This is a genomic window from Hyphomicrobium album, assembly GCF_009708035.1.
GTDB lineage: Bacteria > Pseudomonadota > Alphaproteobacteria > Rhizobiales > Hyphomicrobiaceae > Hyphomicrobium_A > Hyphomicrobium_A album.
The window spans coordinates 1097669-1120030 of the sequence record NZ_WMBQ01000002.1 but is presented as its reverse complement, the minus strand read 5'-3'; the positions used below and the strand labels follow the sequence as shown (position 1 = coordinate 1120030).

23 protein-coding genes are annotated in these 22362 nt (G+C 63.8%); 14 read left to right on the top strand and 9 right to left on the bottom strand.

Going from position 1 to position 22362, the window contains the following annotated elements; genetic code table 11:
- The first annotated feature begins 13 nt into the window (after nucleotides 1–13).
- From GIW81_RS17575 to GIW81_RS17550, 6 genes are all read left to right on the top strand, one after another.
- Nucleotides 14–1399, top strand: coding sequence for an ABC transporter substrate-binding protein (locus tag GIW81_RS17575; protein ID WP_229309388.1), 1386 nt, complete (start codon nucleotides 14–16; stop codon nucleotides 1397–1399).
- A gap of 56 nt (nucleotides 1400–1455) precedes the next feature.
- Entirely contained in the window at nucleotides 1456–2439 is a 984-nt protein-coding gene (locus tag GIW81_RS17570) for a YVTN family beta-propeller repeat protein (RefSeq protein WP_154740609.1), read from the top strand.
- A gap of 169 nt (nucleotides 2440–2608) precedes the next feature.
- Nucleotides 2609–3385 carry an ABC transporter ATP-binding protein gene (locus GIW81_RS17565; protein ID WP_154740848.1) on the top strand — a complete coding sequence of 259 codons (777 nt, stop codon included), beginning with the start codon at nucleotides 2609–2611 and terminating at the stop codon, nucleotides 3383–3385.
- Between the two features lie 47 nt (nucleotides 3386–3432).
- The gene (locus tag GIW81_RS17560) at nucleotides 3433–4461 is read left to right on the top strand and encodes an ABC transporter permease (protein WP_229309452.1); all 1029 of its coding nucleotides are present in this window, start codon (nucleotides 3433–3435) and stop codon (nucleotides 4459–4461) included.
- A 25-nt stretch (nucleotides 4462–4486) separates the two neighbouring features.
- On the top strand, nucleotides 4487–5395 hold the full coding sequence (locus tag GIW81_RS17555) for a hypothetical protein (protein WP_154740607.1): 909 nt from the start codon (nucleotides 4487–4489) through the stop codon (nucleotides 5393–5395).
- A gap of 115 nt (nucleotides 5396–5510) precedes the next feature.
- A complete protein-coding gene (locus GIW81_RS17550; protein WP_154740606.1) occupies nucleotides 5511–5804 on the top strand; it encodes a hypothetical protein in 294 nt (97 codons plus the stop codon).
- A 65-nt stretch (nucleotides 5805–5869) separates the two neighbouring features.
- Here GIW81_RS17550 and GIW81_RS17545 read toward each other — a convergent pair whose 3' ends face one another.
- The 4 genes from GIW81_RS17545 to GIW81_RS17530 all read right to left on the bottom strand — a co-directional run bounded on the left by GIW81_RS17545 (nucleotide 5870) and on the right by GIW81_RS17530 (nucleotide 10154).
- Nucleotides 5870–6544, bottom strand: a complete 675-nt coding sequence (locus GIW81_RS17545; RefSeq protein WP_324615093.1) for a PQQ-dependent catabolism-associated CXXCW motif protein — start codon at nucleotides 6542–6544, stop codon at nucleotides 5870–5872.
- Nucleotides 6545–6614: 70 nt separating this feature from the next.
- On the bottom strand, nucleotides 6615–7484 hold the full coding sequence (locus GIW81_RS17540; RefSeq protein WP_229309387.1) for a substrate-binding domain-containing protein: 870 nt from the start codon (nucleotides 7482–7484) through the stop codon (nucleotides 6615–6617).
- Nucleotides 7474–8103, bottom strand: a complete 630-nt coding sequence (locus GIW81_RS17535; RefSeq protein WP_324615092.1) for a c-type cytochrome, methanol metabolism-related — start codon at nucleotides 8101–8103, stop codon at nucleotides 7474–7476. Before GIW81_RS17535 ends, GIW81_RS17540 begins: the two co-directional genes overlap by 11 nt.
- 230 nt (nucleotides 8104–8333) lie before the next feature.
- Complete coding sequence (locus GIW81_RS17530) at nucleotides 8334–10154, bottom strand: methanol/ethanol family PQQ-dependent dehydrogenase (RefSeq protein ID WP_154740602.1); 1821 nt, start codon at nucleotides 10152–10154, stop codon at nucleotides 8334–8336.
- Between the two features lie 570 nt (nucleotides 10155–10724).
- Between GIW81_RS17530 and GIW81_RS17525 the strand changes: the two genes are divergently transcribed.
- Both GIW81_RS17525 and GIW81_RS17520 read left to right on the top strand, forming a co-directional pair.
- Complete coding sequence (locus GIW81_RS17525) at nucleotides 10725–11648, top strand: quinoprotein relay system zinc metallohydrolase 2 (RefSeq protein WP_229309386.1); 924 nt, start codon at nucleotides 10725–10727, stop codon at nucleotides 11646–11648.
- A 30-nt stretch (nucleotides 11649–11678) separates the two neighbouring features.
- Nucleotides 11679–12494: a quinoprotein dehydrogenase-associated SoxYZ-like carrier gene (locus GIW81_RS17520; protein WP_154740600.1), complete on the top strand. Its 816-nt coding sequence runs from the start codon at nucleotides 11679–11681 to the stop codon at nucleotides 12492–12494.
- A gap of 102 nt (nucleotides 12495–12596) precedes the next feature.
- Here the strand turns inward: GIW81_RS17520 and GIW81_RS17515 are convergent, their stop codons facing one another.
- The 4 genes from GIW81_RS17515 to GIW81_RS17500 all read right to left on the bottom strand — a co-directional run bounded on the left by GIW81_RS17515 (nucleotide 12597) and on the right by GIW81_RS17500 (nucleotide 15388).
- Complete coding sequence (locus tag GIW81_RS17515) at nucleotides 12597–12959, bottom strand: hypothetical protein (protein WP_154740599.1); 363 nt, start codon at nucleotides 12957–12959, stop codon at nucleotides 12597–12599.
- The gene (locus GIW81_RS17510) at nucleotides 12956–13690 is read right to left on the bottom strand and encodes a hypothetical protein (RefSeq protein ID WP_154740598.1); all 735 of its coding nucleotides are present in this window, start codon (nucleotides 13688–13690) and stop codon (nucleotides 12956–12958) included. The genes GIW81_RS17515 and GIW81_RS17510 overlap by 4 nt, the downstream gene beginning before the upstream one ends.
- A gap of 177 nt (nucleotides 13691–13867) precedes the next feature.
- Complete coding sequence (locus tag GIW81_RS17505) at nucleotides 13868–14842, bottom strand: YVTN family beta-propeller repeat protein (protein ID WP_229309385.1); 975 nt, start codon at nucleotides 14840–14842, stop codon at nucleotides 13868–13870.
- A 15-nt stretch (nucleotides 14843–14857) separates the two neighbouring features.
- Nucleotides 14858–15388: an SRPBCC family protein gene (locus GIW81_RS17500; protein ID WP_154740597.1), complete on the bottom strand. Its 531-nt coding sequence runs from the start codon at nucleotides 15386–15388 to the stop codon at nucleotides 14858–14860.
- Between the two features lie 171 nt (nucleotides 15389–15559).
- Here GIW81_RS17500 and GIW81_RS17495 point away from each other — a divergent pair, with 171 nt between their 5' ends.
- From GIW81_RS17495 to GIW81_RS17470, 6 genes are all read left to right on the top strand, one after another.
- Entirely contained in the window at nucleotides 15560–16939 is a 1380-nt protein-coding gene (locus GIW81_RS17495; RefSeq protein ID WP_154740596.1) for a formylmethanofuran dehydrogenase, read from the top strand.
- 16 nt (nucleotides 16940–16955) lie between these two features.
- On the top strand, nucleotides 16956–18623 hold the full coding sequence (locus GIW81_RS17490; RefSeq protein ID WP_154740595.1) for a formylmethanofuran dehydrogenase subunit A: 1668 nt from the start codon (nucleotides 16956–16958) through the stop codon (nucleotides 18621–18623).
- Nucleotides 18620–19519 carry a formylmethanofuran--tetrahydromethanopterin N-formyltransferase gene (gene fhcD / locus GIW81_RS17485; protein ID WP_154740594.1) on the top strand — a complete coding sequence of 300 codons (900 nt, stop codon included), beginning with the start codon at nucleotides 18620–18622 and terminating at the stop codon, nucleotides 19517–19519. Before GIW81_RS17490 ends, fhcD begins: the two co-directional genes overlap by 4 nt.
- Nucleotides 19516–20325: a formylmethanofuran dehydrogenase subunit C gene (locus GIW81_RS17480; protein ID WP_154740593.1), complete on the top strand. Its 810-nt coding sequence runs from the start codon at nucleotides 19516–19518 to the stop codon at nucleotides 20323–20325. The genes fhcD and GIW81_RS17480 overlap by 4 nt, the downstream gene beginning before the upstream one ends.
- Before the next feature lie 130 nt (nucleotides 20326–20455).
- Entirely contained in the window at nucleotides 20456–20656 is a 201-nt protein-coding gene (locus GIW81_RS17475) for a hypothetical protein (protein WP_154740592.1), read from the top strand.
- Nucleotides 20657–20683: 27 nt separating this feature from the next.
- The gene (locus tag GIW81_RS17470; protein WP_154740591.1) at nucleotides 20684–21502 is read left to right on the top strand and encodes a pentapeptide repeat-containing protein; all 819 of its coding nucleotides are present in this window, start codon (nucleotides 20684–20686) and stop codon (nucleotides 21500–21502) included.
- 3 nt (nucleotides 21503–21505) lie between these two features.
- Here the strand turns inward: GIW81_RS17470 and GIW81_RS17465 are convergent, their stop codons facing one another.
- Nucleotides 21506–22261 carry a DUF1194 domain-containing protein gene (locus GIW81_RS17465; RefSeq protein ID WP_324615091.1) on the bottom strand — a complete coding sequence of 252 codons (756 nt, stop codon included), beginning with the start codon at nucleotides 22259–22261 and terminating at the stop codon, nucleotides 21506–21508.
- Nucleotides 22262–22362: the final 101 nt, after the last annotated feature.

The following is a 22362-nucleotide window of genomic DNA, read 5'->3' as shown; positions in this document are numbered from 1 at the left end:
AGGAAAAGGGCTGATGGCAGCAGGCTATGCCGAACCGCACTCGCGTGGCAGCGTAATCGCATTTGTGCGTCGGAGCGTACTCGCTGGACTGGTGATGGCTTCGGCGCCTTCGCTCGCCAGTGCGCAAGAGGCCCCTGCACAGGCCCCGACGCCGCCCGCGGCCACTGCGCCTGCTCCGGCGGCCCCTGCTGCACCTGCTGCCGACTCTGCCAAATCTGACGCTCCGGCGCCTGCAGCCGCTGCTCCCAAAGCGGAAGCAGCCGCGCCCGGCCACGCCGTCATCCCGATAGTGCTCGCGCGCCAGTTGCGCGACGACCCGCTGCCGCTCTCCTTGCTCGACCTGCCACCGAAGGATCTCGGCATCGCCGGCGCCAAGCTGGCGATCACCGATAACAACACGACCGGCCGCTTCATGAACCAGGAGTTCAAGCTCGAGCTGATCGAGGAAGCCGATCCGGCCAAGCTCATCCAGGACGTGGTGCAGAAGGTCGACGCCGGCGCCCACTTCATCATCGTCGACGCGACGCCCGACACGCTCCTCAAGATGGCCGATGCGATCAAGGGCAAAGAAGCCATCCTGATCAACTACAGCGCGCCCGACGACAGCCTGCGCGAGGAGAACTGCCGCCCGCAGATCCTGCATACGGCGCCGACGCGATCGATGCTCACCGACGCACTCGCCCAGTACCTCGTCTGGAAGAAGTGGCCGCACTGGCTTCTGGTGCTCGGCCCGACCGAGCAGGACAAGCTCTACGCCGACGCGTTGCGCCGCTCGGCCAAGCGGTTCGGCGCCAAGATCGTCGAAGAGCGGACGTTCCAATACGACTCGGGTAGCCGGCGCACCGACGGCGGCTTCGAGCAGGTGCAGCAGCAGATCCCGACATTCACGCAGAAGGCGCCCGACTATCATGTGCTGGTTGTCGCCGACGAAGGCAACTTGTTCGGCGATTACCTGCCGTATCGGACGTGGGACGCACGTCCCGTCGCCGGCACCGCGGGGCTGACGGCGGAGAGTTGGCACCCGGCCATCGAGCTGTGGGGCGGCACACAATTCCAGAACCGTTTCAAGCGTTTGGCGGATCGCACCATGCGCCCGATCGACTACAACGCGTGGCTCGCGGTGCGCATGATCGGCGAAGCCGCATCGCGCACCAAGTCGGCCGAGTACAAGGACCTGATCGGTTACATCAAGGGACCGAACTTCGACGTCGCCGGCTTCAAGGGTGTCGGGCTGTCGCTGCGCAACTGGAACGGCCAGATCCGTGAGCCGATCCTGGTAACGACGCCCAAGATGCTCGTCAGCGTCTCGCCGCAACAGGGCTTCCTGCATCAGTCGAGCGAACTCGACACCCTCGGCGTCGACAAGCCGGAGACCAAATGCCAAGCCTACACACAATGAGGGCGGCAGAAATTCCGCCGTCACAGCTCCCAAGAAACTCTAGAGGAACTTTGGTAATGCGCCTCAAGGTCGGCATCGCTGCACTGCTCGCGATCGGCTTCGGACTAACAATGTCGGCGCCCGCCGCCATGGCCTATACGGCGTTCGTCACCAACGAGAAGGACAATTCCGTCTCGGTCATCGACACCGAGAAGCTCGAGGTGATCAAGACGTTCCCCGTCGGCCAGCGCCCGCGCGGTGTCATCCTTTCGAACGACGGCAAGTGGCTGATCGTCTGCACCAGCGACGACAACATCATCCAGGTCTACGACGCCAAGACCTACGAGTTCATCAAGACACTGCCGTCCGGCCCCGACCCCGAGTTGCTCATCCTGCATCCGTCGGGCAATCCGCTCTACGTCGCCAACGAGGATGACAACCTCGTCACCATCGTCGACATCCAGAGCGGCAAGATCCTGGGCGACATCCCGGTCGGCGTCGAGCCGGAAGGCATGGGCATGAGCCCCGACGGCAAAGTGTTGGTCAACACGTCCGAGACGACCAACATGGCGCACTTCATCGATACGACAACGCACAAGACCTTCGACAACGTGCTCGTCGACAGCCGCCCGCGCGTTGCCATCTTCAATCCGGCGGGCACGCAGTTGTGGGTTAGCTCGGAGATCGGCGGCACGGTGACGGTGATCAATCCGGCCGATCGCAAGGTCCTCTCCAAGATCCACTTCGAGATCCCCGGCATCACCAAAGAAGCGATCCAGCCCGTAGGCGTGCGCATCACACCCGACGGGAAAACGGCTTTCGTGGCCCTCGGTCCGGCCAACCGCGTCGCCGTCGTCGACACGGCGACCTTCAAGGTGACCAAGTATCTACTCGTCGGCCAGCGCGTGTGGCAGATGGCGTTCACGCCCGACGGCAAGAAGCTCTTGACGACGAACGGCGCCTCGAACGACGTGTCGGTCATCGACGTTGAAGCGTTGAAAGTTGTGAAGTCGATCAGGACGGGCCGCTACCCGTGGGGCGTGGTCGTGGCGCCGTTCTAGTTTTCGCGTTCTAGCGGGGCTCGGCGGCCCGGCTGAACAAAGATGTCGTGGCACTGGAGCAAGAAAGACGAAAGGGCCGCTCGCCTTCTGCGTGGCCAAGCCTGGAGAGAAACAATCAATGTTTCCAATGGCTTGAAAAATGGGCTAGCGGTAGAATCGTCGCATGGACATGACAGCGCAATCCAACCCGCCTGAGGCCAGCGCTCCCGCGCTGGTCGTCAAGAATGTCAGCCACAGCTTCGGCGACAACAAAGCTCTGAGCGATGTCTCGCTGGAGATTCCGCGCGGCCGTTTCGTCATGCTGCTCGGCCTCAACGGCGCCGGCAAGTCGACGCTGTTCGCGCTGATCACCCGCCTCTACGACAACATCACCGGCGAGATCCGCATCTTCGGGCACAACATTCGCCGCCGGGCGATGGCGGCCCTGCAGCGCCTCGGCGTCGTCTTTCAGAGCCGCACGCTCGATCTCGATCTGACGCTCAAGCAGAACCTGCTCTACCATTGCGCGCTGCACGGCATTCGCGGCCGCGAGGCGCGCAAACGCACGGAGCGGGCGCTCGAGATCGTCGGCCTCGCTGACCGGGCACGCGAGAAGGTGCGCAACCTGTCGGGCGGCCAGTCCCGCCGTGTCGAGATCGCCCGCTCGCTGCTGCACCAACCGTCGCTGCTGCTGCTCGATGAGCCCACCGTCGGCCTCGACATCGGCTCGCGCGAGAGCGTGGTCAACATCGTGCGCTCGCTCGTCGAGAAGGAGGGCCTGAGCGTTTTGTGGGCCACCCATCTCTTCGACGAGGTTCGCCCCACGGATCTCGTGGTCATCCTGCACAAGGGGCGCGTCCTGTTCACCGGCTCAGTGCCCGAGTTACTCGCCAAAACCGCAACGCAATCCGTCAGCGATGCTTTCCGTAAGCTGACCGGGACCGGCACTCAGGAGCTCGCCGCATGACTGCCATGAGCGCCACCGCCGGGCATGCGCCCTTGGCGACTAGCAGCATGAGCGAAGGCGCCTGGGGCAGCGAGCCGCCGCGCCTCGGCGTGCGCGCGTACGTTACCTGCTTCAAGGGCATCGTCTGGCGCGAGGTGCTGCGCTACCTGCACCAGCGCGAGCGCTTCATGTCGGCGCTGGTGCGCCCGCTCATCTGGCTGTTCATCTTCGCGGCCGGATTCCGTCAGACGCTCGGCGTGTCGATCATTCCGCCCTACGAGACCTACGTTTTGTATGAAGTCTACGTCGTGCCGGGACTGCTCGGCATGATCCTGTTGTTCAACGCCATGCAGTCGTCGCTGTCGATGGTCTACGACCGCGAAACCGGCGCCATGCGCACGCTGCTCGTCAGTCCCTTCCCCCGCTCGTTCCTCTTGCTCTCCAAGCTTATAGGCGGCGTCGCGGTCGCGGCCATCCAGGCCTACGTCTTCCTCGCCATCTTCTATTTCTGGGAGGCCGAGCTGTCGGGCTGGGGCTATCCATTGCTGCTGGCAGCCCCCGCGGCGCTGTTCGCACTCAACATCTACAATTCGGCGACGGACCATTTGTCGGAGCGCTTCTTGCAGCACGCGCTCGTCTTCGGGCTGCTCGCCGAGCTCGCCGTCATCGCCTACGTCATCTACGCGTGGAAGCTGTCGCCGCCGTCGATGAACTACATCGCCGTCGCACCGGCCCTGGTCATCTCAGGGCTGATGCTCGGCTCGCTCGCCCTCTTCATGTCGTCGGTCATCAAACAGCTCGAGAACTTCGCGGGCGTGATGAACTTCGTGATCTTCCCGATGTTCTTCGCCTCCTCGGCACTGTACCCGCTCTGGCGCGTAAAAGAGTCGAGCCTGCTGCTCTACCAGCTCTGCTTGTACAATCCCTTCACCCACGCGGTGGAGCTCATCCGTTTCGCGCTGTACGGGCAGGTCGACTGGCCGTCGCTCGCCATCGTTCTCGCCTGCACCGCCGTGTTCCTCGGTGCGGCGATCTTTGCCTACAATCCATCTAAGGGCCTGATCGCCCGCCGTGGCGGTCCGGGCTCGGGAGCGTAAGAGAATGCAAAAAGAGACAAAACGCGTGGCAAACAATCTGAAGCACGGCGTCAGCGCGGTCGCGCTGGCGGCTACCCTCGCACTCGCCTCGTCTCTGGCGCTGCGGGCGCAGGAGCAGAAAGCGGATCCCCCCGCGAAGGTCGAAGCTGCTCCGGAGCTGGCGCCCGGAATCGCCCCTGGCGTAACGCCCGGCGCGCGCCCCGGCGGCATGGAACCTCAGAGCGAAGCACAACCGGGCATCGCGCCCGGCGTCACGCCCGGCGCCCAGCCGGGTGGCGTCGGTGGTCCACCCGTCGGCGCGGCCAACCATCCGGCCTTCGCGCCGAGCCCGGTGACGCCCGAGCAGAACGCGGCAGTCGACTACTCGCCTTCCGCGATTCTTGCGAGCCCGGATTGGCCCTGCGTCCAGCGCAAGGTCCCCGTGGTTTCACCCGCGCAGGTGTGGGACGGGCCGCCCATCGACGGCATCAAAGAGTTCGACCCGGCGACCCGCGACCTCACGGAGCTCTTGGAGAGCCGCCGCGTCAGCCCCGAGGATGCAGAAAAGGCCATCAAGGAATACGGCGCTCAATTTCCTGAAGGTGCCGAGCGCGACAAGAAGCTGACCGAGCTCTTCGCCGCCTTCTTGAACGAGATAAATACCGACCGTCAGTTCGTCATGGGCAAGGTGGAAGAGTTCCAGAAGCGCCAGAAAGGGCGCGCCGTAGAGCTCGAGCGCGAGGGGCAAAACCTCGCGGACAAAGGCATGGCCGCGACCGACGAGTTGTTGCCGACGGAGACGAAGCTCACGCCGGAGCAGCAGGAGTACAATTGGAACGCGCGCATCTTCCAGGAACGCCAGCAGAACCTCACCATGGCCTGCGAGATCCCGGTGCTCATCGAGCAGCGCGCCTACGAGATTGGGCGGCTCATTCGCGGGCTGATGAAGAGCTGACACGGCCAGCCGTTGGAAGGTTAATCCTAACTCGGCGCGTTTAAGGCCGAACACGGGACTTTGCGCACCGCCACTGGTTGCCTAGATAACCCTAGATAACCAATGGAGGATGCCCATGGCGATCTATGACAGGCCGCACGATCGCATCACCCCCGGAGCGCCGGACGCCCATTCGCGCCGGCCCCATGCGGGCAACATGTTGATGCCGCTGCTCTTGGCAGCCGCGATCGTGGTTGCGCTGATTGCGATGCTCTATCAGTCGAACGACTTGTCGCGCGTCGGCGACACCACCAACGCCGGCCCGTCGGTAAAGACCGTGATGCCGTCGCCATCACCCTCTACGTCGCCGACGGTGCCGACACCGACGCCGACTACCGACCCGCGGCCCACGCAGGCGCCGATACGGTAGCGCACCCGCGCATCGCACTTACTTCTCGGGCGCCACGCCGGTCGCTCGCGGGCTGGCTGCGGCCATCACTCCGTCTTCTTGACCTCGGCGAGCGGGTAGCCCAGCTCCTGCCATCCGTCGGTGCCGTCGCGGAACCACATGACGTTGGTGTAGCCGTATTCCAGCGCGCGCTTGGCTGCGTTCCACGACATCCAGCAGTCCTTGAGGCAGAAAAAGACCAGAGGCGCGTCGCGCTTGCCTTTCGACAGCTCTTTGAGGTTGGCGCGGAAGGATGCATCGACCGTTGAATTGAGCGCGCCGTAGCCGACATTGGGAAGCCAGCGCGCGCCCTCGATGCTGCGATGAGACGGCTCGCGCCAGAACGTGCCGGCGGGCAGATTGGGTGGTTTGGGTGCCTGCGGGTAGACGTCGATGAACACCGCGCCGTCCTTGTTCCACAGATCGGCCGCCTGGTCGTTGCTCAGCACCTTGGCGCCGCGCAGGGTCGGCGGCACCGGGGTGCGGAAGTTGTCCATGCGGTAGTCGGCCGGCTCCTCCACCGGGCCGGTGTGCGCGCCTTCGGCGGGGGGCGGCGGGACATCGGGGTGCGGCGCGGCTGCGGGGCCTCCCGTAGCGCCGGCGCCATCGTCGGCGGCATGCAGCGCGGCCGGTGCGGCGGCGAGCAGCGCCAGACAGGTGTAGAGCGCAAGCTTGATGCGACAGGCGCTCGACCTTTGGCGGGCTTGGCGCTGGCGCATCATCGTTGGAGGATTTGGTGCCTTGGAATGAGGGAACGAGGGCCGCACGGCGGATTCGTGCGGCGCCTCCGTATCAGCTCCGCGGGCTGGTGATAGGCTTGCTGTCTTCATCGATCATCGGCACGCCGTACTCAAGCAGCACCTTGTCGATGTCCGCCTGCCGCTTGCGGATGATGTCATTGAGCTGACGCTTCCAGAGATCGTCGCCCTGGCGAACGCCCATGGTGATGCGGAAGTCGAGCCGCCCTGCCTTGTCCACGTCCTTCGTGAGCGGCACGACCGTCAACTTGTCGCCGTTGTGCGAGCCATAGTAACCCGCAATCGGTCCCCACATCACGCCGGCATCGATCTCGCCCGAGCGGATGTCCTTGACCATGTCGGCCGAGGGATCGTCGTAGCGGCGGTCGACCATCAGGCGGTAGGGACGCGCCTTGTCCATCAGCCCGGCTTTGGCGATCAGCGTGGCCGACGGTGTGCCCTGCACGGCGCCGACGCGCTTACCCTTCAGCTTGGGGTCGAAAATGCTCTCGACGCCGTCGAGCCCGGTGCCGGGCTTGTAGATCAGCGCGTAGGCGGAGCGGTAAAGCGCATTGGTATTGAGAACCAACTCGTCGCCTTGCCCGGTTCCGATGATCACATCGCAGCGCTTGGCGAGAAGAGTGTTGCGCGTGAAGCCGGTGGCTTGCGGGAACCACGTGTACGTGACGGGTACCTTGAGCTCTTCGGCGATGATGTGCGCGATCTTATTCTCGAAACCTTCTTCTTTTTCGTTCGAGAAAGGCATGTTCGCCGGATCGGCGCAGACGCGGAGCACCTGGCGATTGACGAGGTCGGAGCGGTGACCTTCCACGGCAAATGCCGCGCTCGTCAGGGCGGTGAGAAAGCCGAGGCCGCAAATTGCGGCCCCGGCGAGCTTATTGAGACTGGAATTTTTAGCTACCAAGGCAAGCCTTCTCTTCTGCTTTTGCCTGTTCGGGCTTTTCATCGCGATTGCGACCGCCGAGCTGCCCGGCGGGCAAGGCGCCGCTCGAGCGAGCCTTCAAGTAAGCATACAAGTCGTTGATGAAGCACATCACGTTCTTGTTGTCGCCGAAGGCGGGCATGACGAACTTTGTGCCGGCGGCGTCGCGAACGCGGCCCGAGGCGACGACGCCGAGAAAATCACCGTAGGGCATGCTCTTCAGCGAGTCCGCCAGCGCCGGAGCGTAGGTGGAGCCGAGGCCGTTGGGGCCATGGCAGACGTGGCACTCGCCATGATAGCGGCGGTAGCCGTTATAGGTCGCCCAATCGACGACGAAGGCGCCACCATCTTTGTGACAAACGCGGAAGGTCGGCGTGCCATCCGGCAGAACCCATTTGCCGTCCTTGAACTCAGCGCCCTCTTGGCTGATGCAGCCGTCCGCCAGGGTAGCTTCCTTCTGCAGGCCTGGCTGCACTTCGGCACCGGCTGCAGGGGCAGGAGCCTCTTTCTTCGCGGGCTCCTTGGCATCTTGCGCGATGGCCGACCAATAGACGCCACCGAGGGCAATGGCCGTCACGACCGCCAAACTAATCCTTCTCACGCGTTTCCCCTATGTGCTTTCGCCGGCAGGTAATGCTGGCATCGATACGATGACCATTTGGGCGGGTCGATGAGAGTGTGCAACGGGCAAAATGTCATAGCGTTCCGCATGTTGCGGTGCAGCGTGATGACAGTGCGGTGCACAAGCGCCCATTGATCCGGGCTTGTTCCAGTCACAGAGAAGACCGGCGCGGGAAATCCCGCGCCGGCCCCCATTGTCGTGACGTCAGCTTATGGCAGCGTCCAGATCGTCAGCGAGCCACCGAGAGCGGTGTAGCTGTTCAGACCAGCGTAGCCACCAACGGCGCCGAGACCGTCGGTCGGGTTGGTGAGACCAGCCGCGAGGCCGATGCCAGCCCAGCCACCAACACCCGAGAAGATGCCGATGTACTGCTTGCCCTTGTGACCGTAGGTGAAGGCGTTGCCGATGATGCCGGAAGGAGTGCGGTTCTTGTACAGCTCCTTGCCGTCCTTCTGATCGACGCACTTGAAGTAGCCCTCGAGGGTGCCGACGCAGGCGATGCCGCCAGCGGTCGTGAGAACACCCGACCAAACCGAGAACTGCTCCTTGTTCGACCAGACGATCTTACCCTTGGAAGCATCCCACGCGATGAAGTTGCCCATGTGGCTCTCGCCCTTCGGCGGATACATGGACAGCGTGGCGCCAACGTAGGGCTGGCCGGCGGTGTACTCGACCTTGAAGGGCTCATAGTCCATGCAGACGTGGTTCGTCGGCACGTAGAAGAGCTTCGTCAGAGGCGAGTAAGCAGCAGGCTGCTGGTCCTTCGTGCCCAGAGCGGCCGGGCAGACGTCGGTCGTGTTGACGTCCTGGCCGTTGAGGAACGTGGACTTCGAAGCCACGACCGCGGGGCGGCCATACTTCTCGCTCTTGGGGTCGAGGTCGACGCCAGTCGTCCAGTTGACGGCCGGGTCATACTTCTCGGCGACCAGCGGGAGACCAGACTTGCGGTCAACCGTGTAGCCAAGACCGTTACGGTCGAAGTGCACGAGCACGTTGTGCTTCGAACCCTTCACGTCCATGTCGTCGACGAGGATCATCTCGTTGACGCCGTCGAAGTCCCACTCGTCGAACGGGGTCATCTGGTATGCCCAGGCGGCCTCGCCGGTCTGCGGGTTACGAGCGATGATGGACATCGACCACTTCTGGTCGATCTGCTTGCCATCCGGTCCAGCGCGCTGAGCCGGGTTCCACGTCGACGGGTTGCCCGTGCCGTAGTAGACGAGGTTCAGCTTCTGATCCCAGGCGTACCAGCCCCAGATCGAACCGCCGCCCAGCTTCCACTGGTCGCCAGTCCAGGTCTTGAGGGACGAGTCCTTGCCAACCGGCTTGCCGAGAGACATCGTCTTCTCGGGGTTGAACAGGATGTCCGAGTCCGGACCCATCGAGTAGCCACGCCACAGCATCTTGCCGCTGTTGATGTCGTAGCCGGTGAAGAAGCAGCGGACGCCGAACTCGGCACCCGACACACCGATCATGACGACGTCGCCAACGACGATGGCGGCACCAGTGCCGGTCTCGCCGCGCTTCGGATCGCCGTTGACGGCCTTCCAGACCTCTTTGCCGGACTTGGCATCGAGAGCCACGAGGGTCGTGTCAGCCTGGTGCAGGAAGAGCTTGCCATCGGCATACTGCAGACCGCGGTTGACGGTGTCGCAGCACATAACCGGGATCACGGACGGATCCTGCTTCGGCTCGTACTTCCAAACGATCTTGTTCTCGTCATCGAGGTTGAGGGCGTACACGATGTTCGGGAACGGAGTGTGGAGATACATCATGCTGCCGATGACGAGGGGCGAACCCTCGTGACCGCGAAGCACGCCGGTCGAGAACGTCCAAGCAACCTTCATGCTGCCGACGTTCTTCGTGTTGATCTGGTCGAGGTTCGAATAACGGGTGGCATCGTAGTTGCCTTGCTGCATGCACCAGTTATTGTCGTCAGCGATACACTTGATAACGCTATCATTGGCAAACGCCGGTGCCGCGAGGGCAGCCGTCGCAACCAAAGCACCTGCGAATACGCTTTTGCGCATTGCGCTTCCTCCATTTTAAGGTTCTTGCCACGCTTGCAGCGGTGGTGAACAGCAGCGCCTCACACCCTATTTTTTATGGGATGGGGTTTGCCCCTTCTAATCCCTTGTGGCGATCGACCTGGACGTACTAGCGGATGCCAGTCAGTCCCGGATGCCGTGTCACACCGCGGCACATCTACGCACTTTTTTTTCTCGGCTGCAAGACACCTGGGTAACGAAAATTCACGCGTCCGTGAATAGGACAAGATCGTTGACGTAAATTCCGCCGTGTCCCATCGCGGTTTGTTGCGCTGCACAGAAAAATTGTGCGACGCACGACAACCTTCTGAACTGGAGCCGATTTTGTTGAATAAGTCGTCATACCGCTGTCATCCAACGGGAGGCTACGCCACCATCGTGCGCAGGACCGCGCATTTACCGGTGTGGCGGGACGGTGTGACGAGTCTCACGCGGCGCTCTCGCGCGCGTGATCGATCGCGAGCAGATTCAAACGAGGTTCAGATGCGTCATCGAGCAAGCTGGGGAACCTGGATTCGGGAGTTTTTCCCGAACGTTACAGCGTTGCTCCTTATGGGTGCTGTGACCGCTCTGGCGACGCCGCTCGCAGCGCTGGATGAGGCTCCGTTCAAAGCCGAGCAACCGCTCAGCGTGAGCGAAGTCGCGCCGGGCGTGTTCGTGCATCAGGGGCGCTACGAAATCTTCACCCCGCGCAACTCCGGCGACACGGCGAACGCCGGCTTCATTGTCGGCCGCGACGGCGTCGCCGTCATCGATACGGGCGGCAGCCCGCGCGTCGGGCGCGCCCTGCTCGCCGCCATCCGCGCGCGCACCAAGCTGCCGATCAAGTACGTGATCAACACGCACATGCACCCCGATCACGTCTTCGGAAACGTCGCATTCGAGGACGAGAAGCCCGTCTTTGTCGGCCACGCCAAGCTTCCGCGCGGGCTGGCAGCACGCGCCGAACGCTATCTTGCGATCAACAAGGAACTGCTCGGCGACGCCTTCGACGGCACGCGCCTCATCCCGCCGACCGACCTCGTCAAGGACAAGCAGGAGCTCGATCTCGGCGACCGCAAGTTGTCGGTTGAGGCCTATGCAACGGCACATACCGACAACGACGTCACCGTTCTCGACGACAAGACGGGCACGATGTTCCTTGGTGACCTTCTCTTCTCCAAGCACGTTCCAGCGCTCGATGGATCGATCCGCGGCTGGCTGACCCTCATCGACAAGCTCGCCGCGCGGGGCGACATCAAGCTTGCCGTGCCTGGGCACGGTCCGGCGTCGATGCCCTGGCCATCAGCCTTGGACGCGGAGAAGCGCTACCTCAGCACCGTAGCGGACGAGGTGCGCACGATGATCAAGCAAGGAAAGACGCTGGCCGAGGCGGCGGAGAAGGTCGGCCTTTCTGAAAAAGATGCGTGGCTTCTGTTCAAAGAGTATCATGCACGCAACGTTTCAGCCGCCTTCGCCGAACTAGAGTGGGAATGATCGGATTCTGAGCGGCGGGAGAGAACTGCCATGCACACGACAAGATGCAACTGGGGGAAATCAGCGCTAACTGCTGTATTGGCGTTGGCGGTGGTGACCCCCGCCGTCGCCGCCGACGATGCGGCGTGGCAGGACATCCGCCGCAACGTTTTCGACGGCCGCGAGGTGGTCGAGGACAAAACAGTGTCGCTCGAGACGCCTTACCGCGCCGAGGACGCCGCGGTGGTGCCCGTCACGATGCGCATTCCGGCGAGCGTCGGCGAGGTGAAGACCCTCACGCTAGTGATCGACAAGAACCCAGTCCCCGTCGCCGCGACCTTCAAATTCGGGGAGGCCGCCGGCACCGGCGATCGGATGCTGTCGACCCGCGTCCGGGTCGACATGTATTCCAACATCCGCGCGATCGTTGAGACGGCGGACGGCAAGTTGCACATGGCGACCAACTTTGTGAAAGCGTCGGGCGGATGCTCCGCGGCCGCCTCGAAGGATGCGGATGAGGCATTCGCCAACCTCGGCAAGATGCAGGTGCGCACTTTCGATGATCCGGCGCTGAAGGCGCAAACGCCGCCCCAGCGCGAGGCGCAAGTGATGATCCGCCACCCGAACTTCACGGGCATGCAGATGGATCAGGTCACGCGCCAATACACGCCGATGAAAATCGTGCAGGAGATGGACGTGAAGCGTGACGGGGCGCGCATCTTCAAGATGGAGGGTGGCATCTCGATTTCCGAGAATCCCAATTTCCGTTTCACCTTCGCCCCCGGCAGCGAGGATTTGATCGAGGTCATCGCCAAGGATAGCGACGGCAAGGTGTTTACCGCCACCTCGGCCGGCAAAGCCTCCTGACTTCGAAACCACAAGAAAAAGGGCGCCCCAGGAGGCGCCCTTTTTGTTTGTCCAGATACCGCGAAGCGGCGCCTCACTAAGAGCAGCGAAGCTCCGCTCGGTTCAGAAGCAGCGAAGCTCCGCTTCGACCTGCGCCCGCTTCATGTTCTTCACCTTCTCCAGCAGCGGCGCGAAGCTATTGAACATCGCGACGCTCTCGCCGCCCTTCTGGCGTACCGACATGATCGTCTCGGCGGCCTCATAGTCTGCATAGGGCAGGAGCGCCGCGATCTGGTCGATGGAGCAGGCGCACTTGTCGAGAACCATGCGGTTTTGCCCGTTGGTCTGCATGCAGGCAAACACGTAGTCGGCGCGCGCCGCCGTCGGGTAGTCGTTCGGCGGCAGCTTCACCGACGTCTCGGCGATTGCCGCCGTCCCAGTCGCGATCAGCGCGGCGAACGCGACCGCAAGGATGCCCTTCCTCATTGCTGAGCCTCCAATCCTGTGATGCCGGCAAGCGTAATACGCTCGCTCATGTTCAAAATCGCCGGCGGGTAGCGGTTGTGATAGGTGGCGAAGAGATCGACGATCTCGCCGGGCACCTCGTCGCTGACGGTGACCTGGTATTTGGCGCCTTCCCACCCCTGCATCTTGGTTTCGAATTTGTCGCCGGCGTACGGCGTCATGGAAATGCGATAGGCGTTGATCTTCTTGCCGTTGTAGTCGACCTGGATCGGTTCGACCTTGGCCTTCAGCCAGCCATCCGAGAAGCTGCGCTGCAGGTAGTTCACTTGACCGCCAGCGAGCTGACTGAACGTGCTCACGGCCTGCGAGAAGAACACCGCGAATACCGGATTGATCGAAAACTTCTCGAGCTTCTGCAGCTCCCGAGCGCGGTCGCCCGTATAGATCTGCAGTTCGACGTCCTTCTTGCCGTCTTCCTTGTCGGCGACGACCTTCAACGTAATGTCATCGGAGTACGGCACGCCGAGAATTTTCGGATCGCTGACCTTGCGATTGAACTTGTAGTCGATCTGCTTGCCGGGCTCGACCTTCGCCAGATGCTTGTGCTCGAAGATGAGGTCGGTCGCCTTCGGCTGACCGGACGCCGCTGCCTCAGCCGGCTTTGGATCGTCGGCGGCTTTGACGCTCACAGCATGGAACCCGACTGCAAGGGCAGCGACGACAATCGCAGCACCCAAACCATAGAACCGCATGAGTAACGCTTCCTTCCTAGAGATCGTTGCCACGCAAACGTAACGTTGTTGCTTTTCGCGCCCGTTTTAGCCTTCGGAATGCACACCCGTAAACAGGCCCGACCTTAACGTTTGGTCATTCGGTTGACGGGGGCGTGAACGCTGCACCGCAAGATACGTCAGGGGACCGACGGAGTTTCAGCGCAAAAACAGCCCGAAAGCCCGGGGGCCGTCGCCGACGGCGGCCTCGCCCGTTATGGCCAGCTTGGCAGTGTCTATCCGCATCAGGACGTTGTCGAACCAACAGGCAACGTAGATGTTGGCAGCGGAGGGATCGATCGCGATCCCCTCGGGGTGATCGCCGACCTCGATGGTCTGCACGACCCTTAGGCCGTCGAGCTCAACGACGCTGACGGTGCCCGCGTACTGGTTGGTGACGAAGGCCCGCCCCGAGGAGAGGGCCACCGCATAGGGTCGGTGTCCGACGGCGACCGTGCCGACGCTCTTTCCCGCGGCGATATCGATGACGCTCATGTCGTCGCTGGCGACGTTTGCGGTGTAGGCCCGCGTTCCTCCGGCGTCGATCGTCACGCCGAAGGGGCGCTTGCCGACGGCCACCGTTCCCAGTCGCGCGTTGGTTGCGGTGTCGATGATCGACACCTGGTCGCTGTCCCGGTCGGCGCTCAGCAAAAGTCTGCCGTCCGGCGTCACCGCGAGGCCCGAGGGCGATTCCCCGACGGGAATTTGCGCGATGACCTTTCCCGCCCCAGGATCGACCACCGAGATCGAATGCGTGAACCAGTCGGCCACGTAGAGGCGTCCGTTCGTCGGATGCGCCGCGATGCCGAGCGGCGCCTCGCCGACTTTGAAGCGGTTGGCGACTTTGCGTGCCCGCGCGTCCACGACGACGACTTCCTTGCTCTCCGGCGATGTAACGTAGGCGAGCTTGCCGTCGGGGGACATGGCGATGCCTGCGGGTTTGCCGCCAATGGCGATCTCAGCCACGGACTTCATATCGCTAAGCGACACGACGCTGAGCGAGTCACCCGTTTGGTTTGTGACGAAAGCCTCGCTGACGGTCTTGGCGGATTCGGCGGCCCCGGAAACGGCAACGGCGATGCTTCCCAGCATCGCCGTCAATGACATCATAAGCCGCGTGACTGGACGGGGCATGTGTTGCGTCCGGCGTCAGCCGCCAGCTTCGACTTTTTGCTTCAGCGCATCGAGGCCGCCGCGATAGACGCCCTTCACGGCCTTCACGGCCGCCTCGTCGGAGAGCTCCGGCGGCGGGTCGTTGTTCATGAAGCCGCGATAGAATGCGCCCTTCCACTCCACAGTCGACTTGTCGCCTTCGCCCTTCACGCTCAGCGTGGAGGAGTAGTTATTGACCGGCAGCACCTTGGGATCGACCTTGGTGATCTCGTATTTATAGAGCTTCTTGGCCGGATCGTTCTGAATGAGCTTCTCTTCGATCGTGCCGCCCGAGGTCAGCGTCAGGGTCCGCGTTGCATTGGCGTCATTGCCGCCATTGCCCTCGAGCTTAGCTACGGCGGGGTGCCAGCTCATGTCCTGGAAATTGCCGATGACCGCCCAGACCTTGTCGGCCGGCGCGTTGATCTCAACGGTCTCCGTCGCCTTCTGCCGGGTCGGGCCGTGGGCCGAGGCAAGGGTCGGGAACACGGCCAGCACAGCCAGCCCCAGCGCAACAGCTCTCACCATTCAGGTTTCCTCCGAGTATCGATTTTTTAGCGCGCCTCGGGTGCGACCATAGTGGCGCTCCAAACGCTCCGCAATCGGAGCGCGCCCCGGCAAACCGCCGCATTCGCGCCGGTGTTGTTTTGCCCTGGCGTCCGTGCTTACTTGCGCCGCGCGCGAAGGAGACTGCACTAAATGACAGCACACGCCGAGGGCGATCGTCCGGGTGACGCTTCCCATGTTTACGACAACGTCACCTGTCCCTTCTGCGGACTGTTGTGCGACGACCTCCAGATCACCCGTACCGGATCGACGCTGAAGGTCAGCAATGGCTGCCCGCGCGCCACCGCGGGCTTTCAACGTCCCCTCCCACCGGCCAAGCCGCTGGTGCGCGAGAAGGAAGCGACCTTCGAGGAGGCTGTGCGCACCGCCGCCGAACTCATCCGGGGCGCGAAGCTGCCGCTCTACGGCGGCATGGCCAGCGACGTCGCCGGCGCCCGAGCTGTCCTGTCGATTGCCGATCGCACGTGCGGCGTCGTCGATCACGCGTTGAGCGAAGGCCAGTACCGCAACTTCCGCGTCGTGCAGACGAGCGGCTGGATCATGTCCACGCTCACCGAGACGCGTAACCGCGCCGACCTGATCCTCATCGTCGGCACCGACGTGCACAAGCTGCATGGCCGCTTCTTCGACCGTATCGTTACCCCTGCCCAATCGATGTTCGAGGGCGTCGCCAACAAGCGCACCGTCATCTTCATCGGCGAGGGTCTCGATACGTCCGCGGCCACCGGCCCCCGCATTGACGAAGTCATAACACTGCCGGTCGGCAAGGATCGCATCCCAGAGGTGCTGGCTGCCATCTCGGGCCTCGTCCGCGGCCATGCCATTCCGTCGCCCGAGGCGCCGGCTGCGGCGCCCGCCAAGCGCAGCGGAATTCTTTCGTCGCTGCTCCCCGGCAGAACCTCGGCCGCTACGGCCGCGCCCGAAGTGGCCGGCGTTCCCTACTCCGCCATCGAGGCCGTGGCCGAGAAGTGCAAGAAGGCGAAGTACGGCGTTGTCGTCTGGGCGCCGCCCGCGCTCAGCATGCCGCAGGCCGACCTCACCGTTCACATGATGACCGAGATCGTGCGCGAGCTGAACCTCACGACGCGCTTCGCCGGTCTCTCTCTCGGCGGCAACGAGGGCGCCCCCAGCGCCGCATCGACTTGCACGTGGCAGACGGGCTATCCGCTACGCGTCAGCTTCGCCAACGGCACGCCCGAGTACGACTCCTATCGCTACAACGTCAGCCGCATGCTCACCGACGGCGAAGGCGACATGCTGCTGTGGGTCGCCTCAATCGGAACTGACATCGGCCTACCGCAGACGAGCGTTCCGACCATCGTGCTCGGGACGCCCGGCGTGCGCATGGCGCAGCCGCCGACGGTCTACATTCCGGTCGGCACACCCGGCATCGATCACACGGGCCAGATGGTCCGTTGCGATAACGTCGTGTCCCTGCCGATGCAGAACCTCGGCCGCTCGCAGTTGCCGAGCGCCGCCAACGTTCTCGCCGCCATCCAAGCCGCCCTTTAGACGTGAGCCCAGCGCTATGATGATCAAGCTGACCGGCGGCAAGGTCTACGACCCCGCGAACAACGTGAACGGCGAGGTTCGCGATATTTACATCGTGGACGGACGCATCGTTGCCGCCAATCCAGACGCCCGCGTCGACAAGGAATATGACGTCCGCGGCAAGGTCGTGATGGCGGGCGGAATCGACCCGCACACGCACATCGGCGGCGGCAAGGTGACCATCGCCCGCACGCTGATGCCGGAGGATCACGAGAAGGACGAGGTCGCCCACACTGCGCTCACACGCGCTGGCACGGGCCACGCGCTGCCGTCGACCATGATCACCGGCTACCGCTACGCCGAGATGGGCTACACGGCCTGCTTCGAGCCGGCCATGCTCCCCGCCAACGCGCGTCAGGCGCACATGGAGCTTGCCGACACGCCGCTGCTCGACAAAGGCGCGTTCGTCATGCTCGGCAGCGACGACTTCCTCCTGCGCGCCATCGCGGAGAAAAAGGACTTCGAGTTCATCAAGGACTACATGGCCTGGACGATGCACTCCGCGCAGGCCATCGCCATGAAGGTGGTGAACCCCGGCGGCATCAGCGCCTTCAAGTTCAACCAGCGCAAGCTCGATCTCGACGAGAAGCACGTCTATTACGGCATCACCCCGCGCGACATCATCCTAACGCTGGCACGCGGCCTACTCGAACTCGGCGTCACACATCCCCTGCACGTGCACGGCTGCAACCTCGGCATCCCCGGCAACGTCGAGACGACTATGGCGACGATCCGTGCCACTGAAGGCCTGCCGCTGCACCTGACGCACATCCAGTTCCACAGCTACGCCACCGAGGGCGAGCGCCACTTCTCGTCGGGCGCGGCGCAGATCGCCGACCTTCTGAGGAAGTATCCGCACATCTCCATCGACGTCGGCCAGGTGATGTTCGGACAGACCTGCACCGCCTCCGGCGACTCGATGCGCCAGTACAATGGCGCCAAGAACGCCGACCCGAAGCGTTGGGTGGTGATGGACATCGAGTGCGATGCCGGCTGCGGCGTCGTGCCGTTCCGCTATCGCGACAAGAGCTACGTTCACGCGCTGCAGTGGGCGATCGGCCTCGAGACGTTCCTCCTGTGCGAGGACCCGTGGCGCATCTTCTTGACGACCGACCACCCGAACGGCGCGCCGTTCTACACGTACCCGCACCTGATCCGCCTGCTCATGGATCGTGACTTCCGCCGCGAGACCCTGCATCGCGTCAATCAGGAAGCCTTGAAGTATTCGACGCTCCCGAGCCTCGAGCGCGAATACTCGATGTACGAGATCGCGATCCTGACGCGGGCCGGCCCCGCCCGCAGCCTCGGCCTTAAGGACCTGGGCCACGTCGGCCCCGGCGCCAAGGCCGATATCACCGTCTACAACGAAGACTCCAATCGCGAACGCATGTTCGAGAAGCCCGAGTACGTCTTCAAGAACGGCGAGCTCATCGTGCGCCAGGGCAAGGTCGTCAAGGTCGTCAACGGCGCCACGCACGTCGCCCGGCCCGAGTACAACCGCTCCATCGAGAAACCCTTGAAGGAGTACTTCGACCGCTACCACACGGTGCGGATGGAGAACTTCCGTTTGAGCGACGAAGAGATCATCGACGGCGGCCGCGGCGAGATCATCGTGCAGCCAACCAAGGCCAGAGCGGTGTCATGAAGGTCAACGGCATTCTAATCGACGACACGTTCGCCGAGGCCTTCGGCATGGCCGGCACCGGCGTCATCATCACCGCCGATACCATGAAGTGGGCGCGCATCGCCGCCACCACCATGGCCGGCTTCGGCACCTCCGTCATCGGCGCCGGCGCCGAGGTCGGCATCGACCGCGAGCTGAAGCCCGAGGAGACGCCCGATGGGCGTCCCGGCGTGCGCGTGCTGCTGTTTGGCTTCTCGCCGGAAGCCGCCACATCGCAGCTCAAGACCCGTGTCGGCCAGTGTGTCCTGACCAGTCCCGGCTCGGCCTGTTACGCGGGCGTCGAATCCGACAAGCGGATCGGCCTCGGTCAAGGCCCGCGCTTCTTCGGCGACGGCTTCCAGACCGCCAAGCGGCTAGGCAAGAAGCGCTACTGGCGCGTGCCCGTAATGGACGGCGAGTTCGTCATCGAGGAAACGACGGGCGTCGTCACCGATGCGGTGGGCGGCGGCAACCTCATCATATTGGGCAACGATCGCGCCGGCCTTCTGACGACGGCGGAAGCGGCCGTCGACGCGATCGGCGGAGTGCCCGATGTGATCACGCCGTTCCCGGGCGGCATCGTCCGCTCCGGCTCGAAGGTCGGCTCCAAGTACAAGGGCGCGGTCGCTTCGACCAACGACGCCTTCTGCCCGACGCTGCGCGGCCGGGTGAAGTCGGAGCTCAGCCCCGACACCGTCGCCGTGCTCGAGATCGTCATCGACGGCCTGACATCTAAGTCGGTCGCCGACGCCATGCGCGTTGGCCTCAAGGCCGTCATCGACACCGGCGCCGCCAAGGGCGTGACCCGGGTCACCGCCGGCAACTACGGCGGCAAGCTTGGCCAACACCACTACAAGCTCCGGGAGCTGCTGCCATGAGCGGTCTAACTTTCCGCCTGACGTCGGCTCCGAAAGAGCGTCTCGACCTTTCGCAGTTGACGCCCCGCAAGCTGTCGTCGACCCCGCTCGCCCAGGTGCTGAAGCTCAACGTCGGCTCCACCAAGAGCGGACTGAGCCTCGGCGACGTGTTCGCGGTGTCTGGCAAGCCCGGCGACACCGTGAGGATCGAAAGCGGCTCGGCGCGCCTCGACTTCGTCGGCGCCGAGTTGGATCACGGCACACTGATCGTCGAGGGCGACGTCGGCGTCAGCGCCGGTCGCAACATGCGCGGCGGCCGCCTCGAGATCAAAGGCGACGCCGGCAACTTGCTCGGCTCGGGCATCAGCGGCGGCGAGATTTTCGTCAAGGGCTCGGCCGCCAGCCAGGTCGGTGGGCTCAGCGCCGGCGACAAGTTCGGCATGACCGGTGGCCTGATCGTGATCGACGGCCATGCCGGCGACCGCACCGGCGACCGCATGCGCCGCGGTACCATCTACATCCGCGGCAAGTGCGGCTCGTTCGCCGGCTCGCGTATGGTTGGTGGCACGATCTGGACGGAACTCGGCTTCGGCGCCGATCCGGGGCTGCTCCTGCGCCGCGGCACGCTCATCGGCCCGTCCGTCGAACAGATGCTTCCGACCTTCGCCGACGCCGGGCGGCACGACCTGGTTATCCTGCGCATCCTGTCGCGGTACATGAGCGCCACCTTGGGCTCGCAGGCACCCAAGCCCCTGCCGACCGCGGTACGCAAATATGCGGGCGATCTGGCGACCGTCGGCAAGGGCGAAATCCTCCTCACGGCCTAAGCCTTAGTCCAAGGTCCGGTTGCTACCCTGTAACCTTCCGCCGCCACACATCGTATAAGTTGCGGAGGCGGCAGGGGCTCCTGCCGCCCTCGCAATAGTCCGGACCGCTCAACCGGGTCGAGGAGCACACATGATATCGATCATTATTTCGGCCTGCCTGATCAGCAACCCGACCGTGTGCAAGGACTACCGCGTCCCGCTGGCGTCCAACATCGACGCCAAGGGATGCCTTTTTCGGGCCCAGCCGCACCTCCCGAGGTGGGCCGAGCAGCATCCGCAGTGGACGATCAAGCGCTGGCGCTGCGCCTCGGGCGACTATCAGGATCTTTGAGCGAAGCCACGCACCGCAGAGGCGCGCATGTCTATTTTACTTCGCTTGCATCGACTCATAGCCACCGCCCTCTGGTCAGCCGCCGTCGGCCTGGCTGTCGTACCCGCGGTGCGCGCCGACATGGTCGACCATCTCGATCTCAAATCCGACGAGTTCACCAAGGCGGACGTCACTCGCGATGAGGTGCTGGCGGCGATCGCCAAGGCGGGCGCCGACGGCACGGCTGACTTTTCCGGCCGTCGTCTTAATGGGCTCGATCTGTCGGGCCTCGATCTGCGGCGTCTGAAGCTCCAGAGCGCCCGCATCAACGGCGCGAACTTCGCCGGCGCCAACCTCGAGGGCGTCGTTCTCGATCAGGCATGGGCGCTGAAGTCCGACTTCAGCAAGGCGAACCTGAAGAAGAGCAGCCTGTTCTCCACCCAGTTCATGGACGCCAAGATGCCCGGCGCCGACTTCACTGGCGCGCGCATCGCCGCCGACTTCTCCCGCGCCGATCTAAAGGGGGCGAACTTTAGCGGCGCCGATCTCTCCGCCGACATGAAGAACCAATCTATGGGTCTGATGCGCGGCGTATTCCGCTCGAGCAAGCTCGAGGGCGCGTCGTTCAAGAATGCCAATCTCGCCCGCGCCTTGATGGAGTATGCGTCGCTGCGGGACGCCGATCTGCAGGGCGCCAACCTGATGGGCAGCGAGCTGGCCGGCGCCGACCTCACCGGCGCCAATGTCGCCGACGCCAATTTCAACCAGGCGGACGTGAACTCCACGCGGCTCCTGTCGCTCAAGGGCAAGGACAAGGCACGCTACTTCGACAACGTGAAGAATCGCGAGCGCGCCTACATCGACTGAGGGCTAGGGCGTGAAAAAACTGGGGCGGTTAGCGGCGAAGACCCGACGCACCCGGCTGCCGAGCTCACTCACCTCGAGGACGAACTTCTGCCGGATCGCGCGTCCGAAGTCGGCATAGCCGTTGGCGGGCAACACGAACGAGCCGGGACCGCCTTTGACATTCTCGATGTACCACTTTTCGAGCGGATCCTGCTGCTGCTTCTCCGGCAGGTAGGATTGCGCCGCGGGTGCGCCGGGGGTCACGACCTCCGGCCCCGCGCCTTCGAGGATCGGCAGCCCGTTGACGGTGACGCCGTAGCTCACGAGCTCGTCACGCACCTGCTCGATCGGCTCTTGGCTGTTGCAGTTGTCCTTGCCGTCGCCGGAGACATCGAGCACGACCTTGGCCGCCTTGGACGGGATCTGCGGGACGATCTTATCGGACACGACGCGCATCATGCGCGCCATGCAGGTGAATTCGCCACCCTGCCGCGGCAGTCCGCGTACCCGCTTCGCTGTGGCCTTGGCATCCGCCTCGCTGGCAACGTGCGTCCACGGCACGCTGACCGTGGGCTGGTCGGCCCATGTCACGAGCGAGAAGAGAATGCCGCCTTTGGCGCCTCCGACGATGGCCTGAATGACGCCCGGGTCTTCCAATGCCTGGGCGATGCCTTCGATCTGCAGCTTGTAGCGCTGATCGTCGACGGAGTTCGATACGTCGATGGCGACGATGAGTGCCGTATCGACCTCGTCGCCGCTGACTGCGAATGCCGCCGTCACTACTGCGACGGCACCGATGAGCGCTGCAACACCTGCCAGTATCGCCCGCTGTGCGCTTCTTTGCCGAAACGCCCCCGAACCGCGCCCCACCCCGTGCCCCA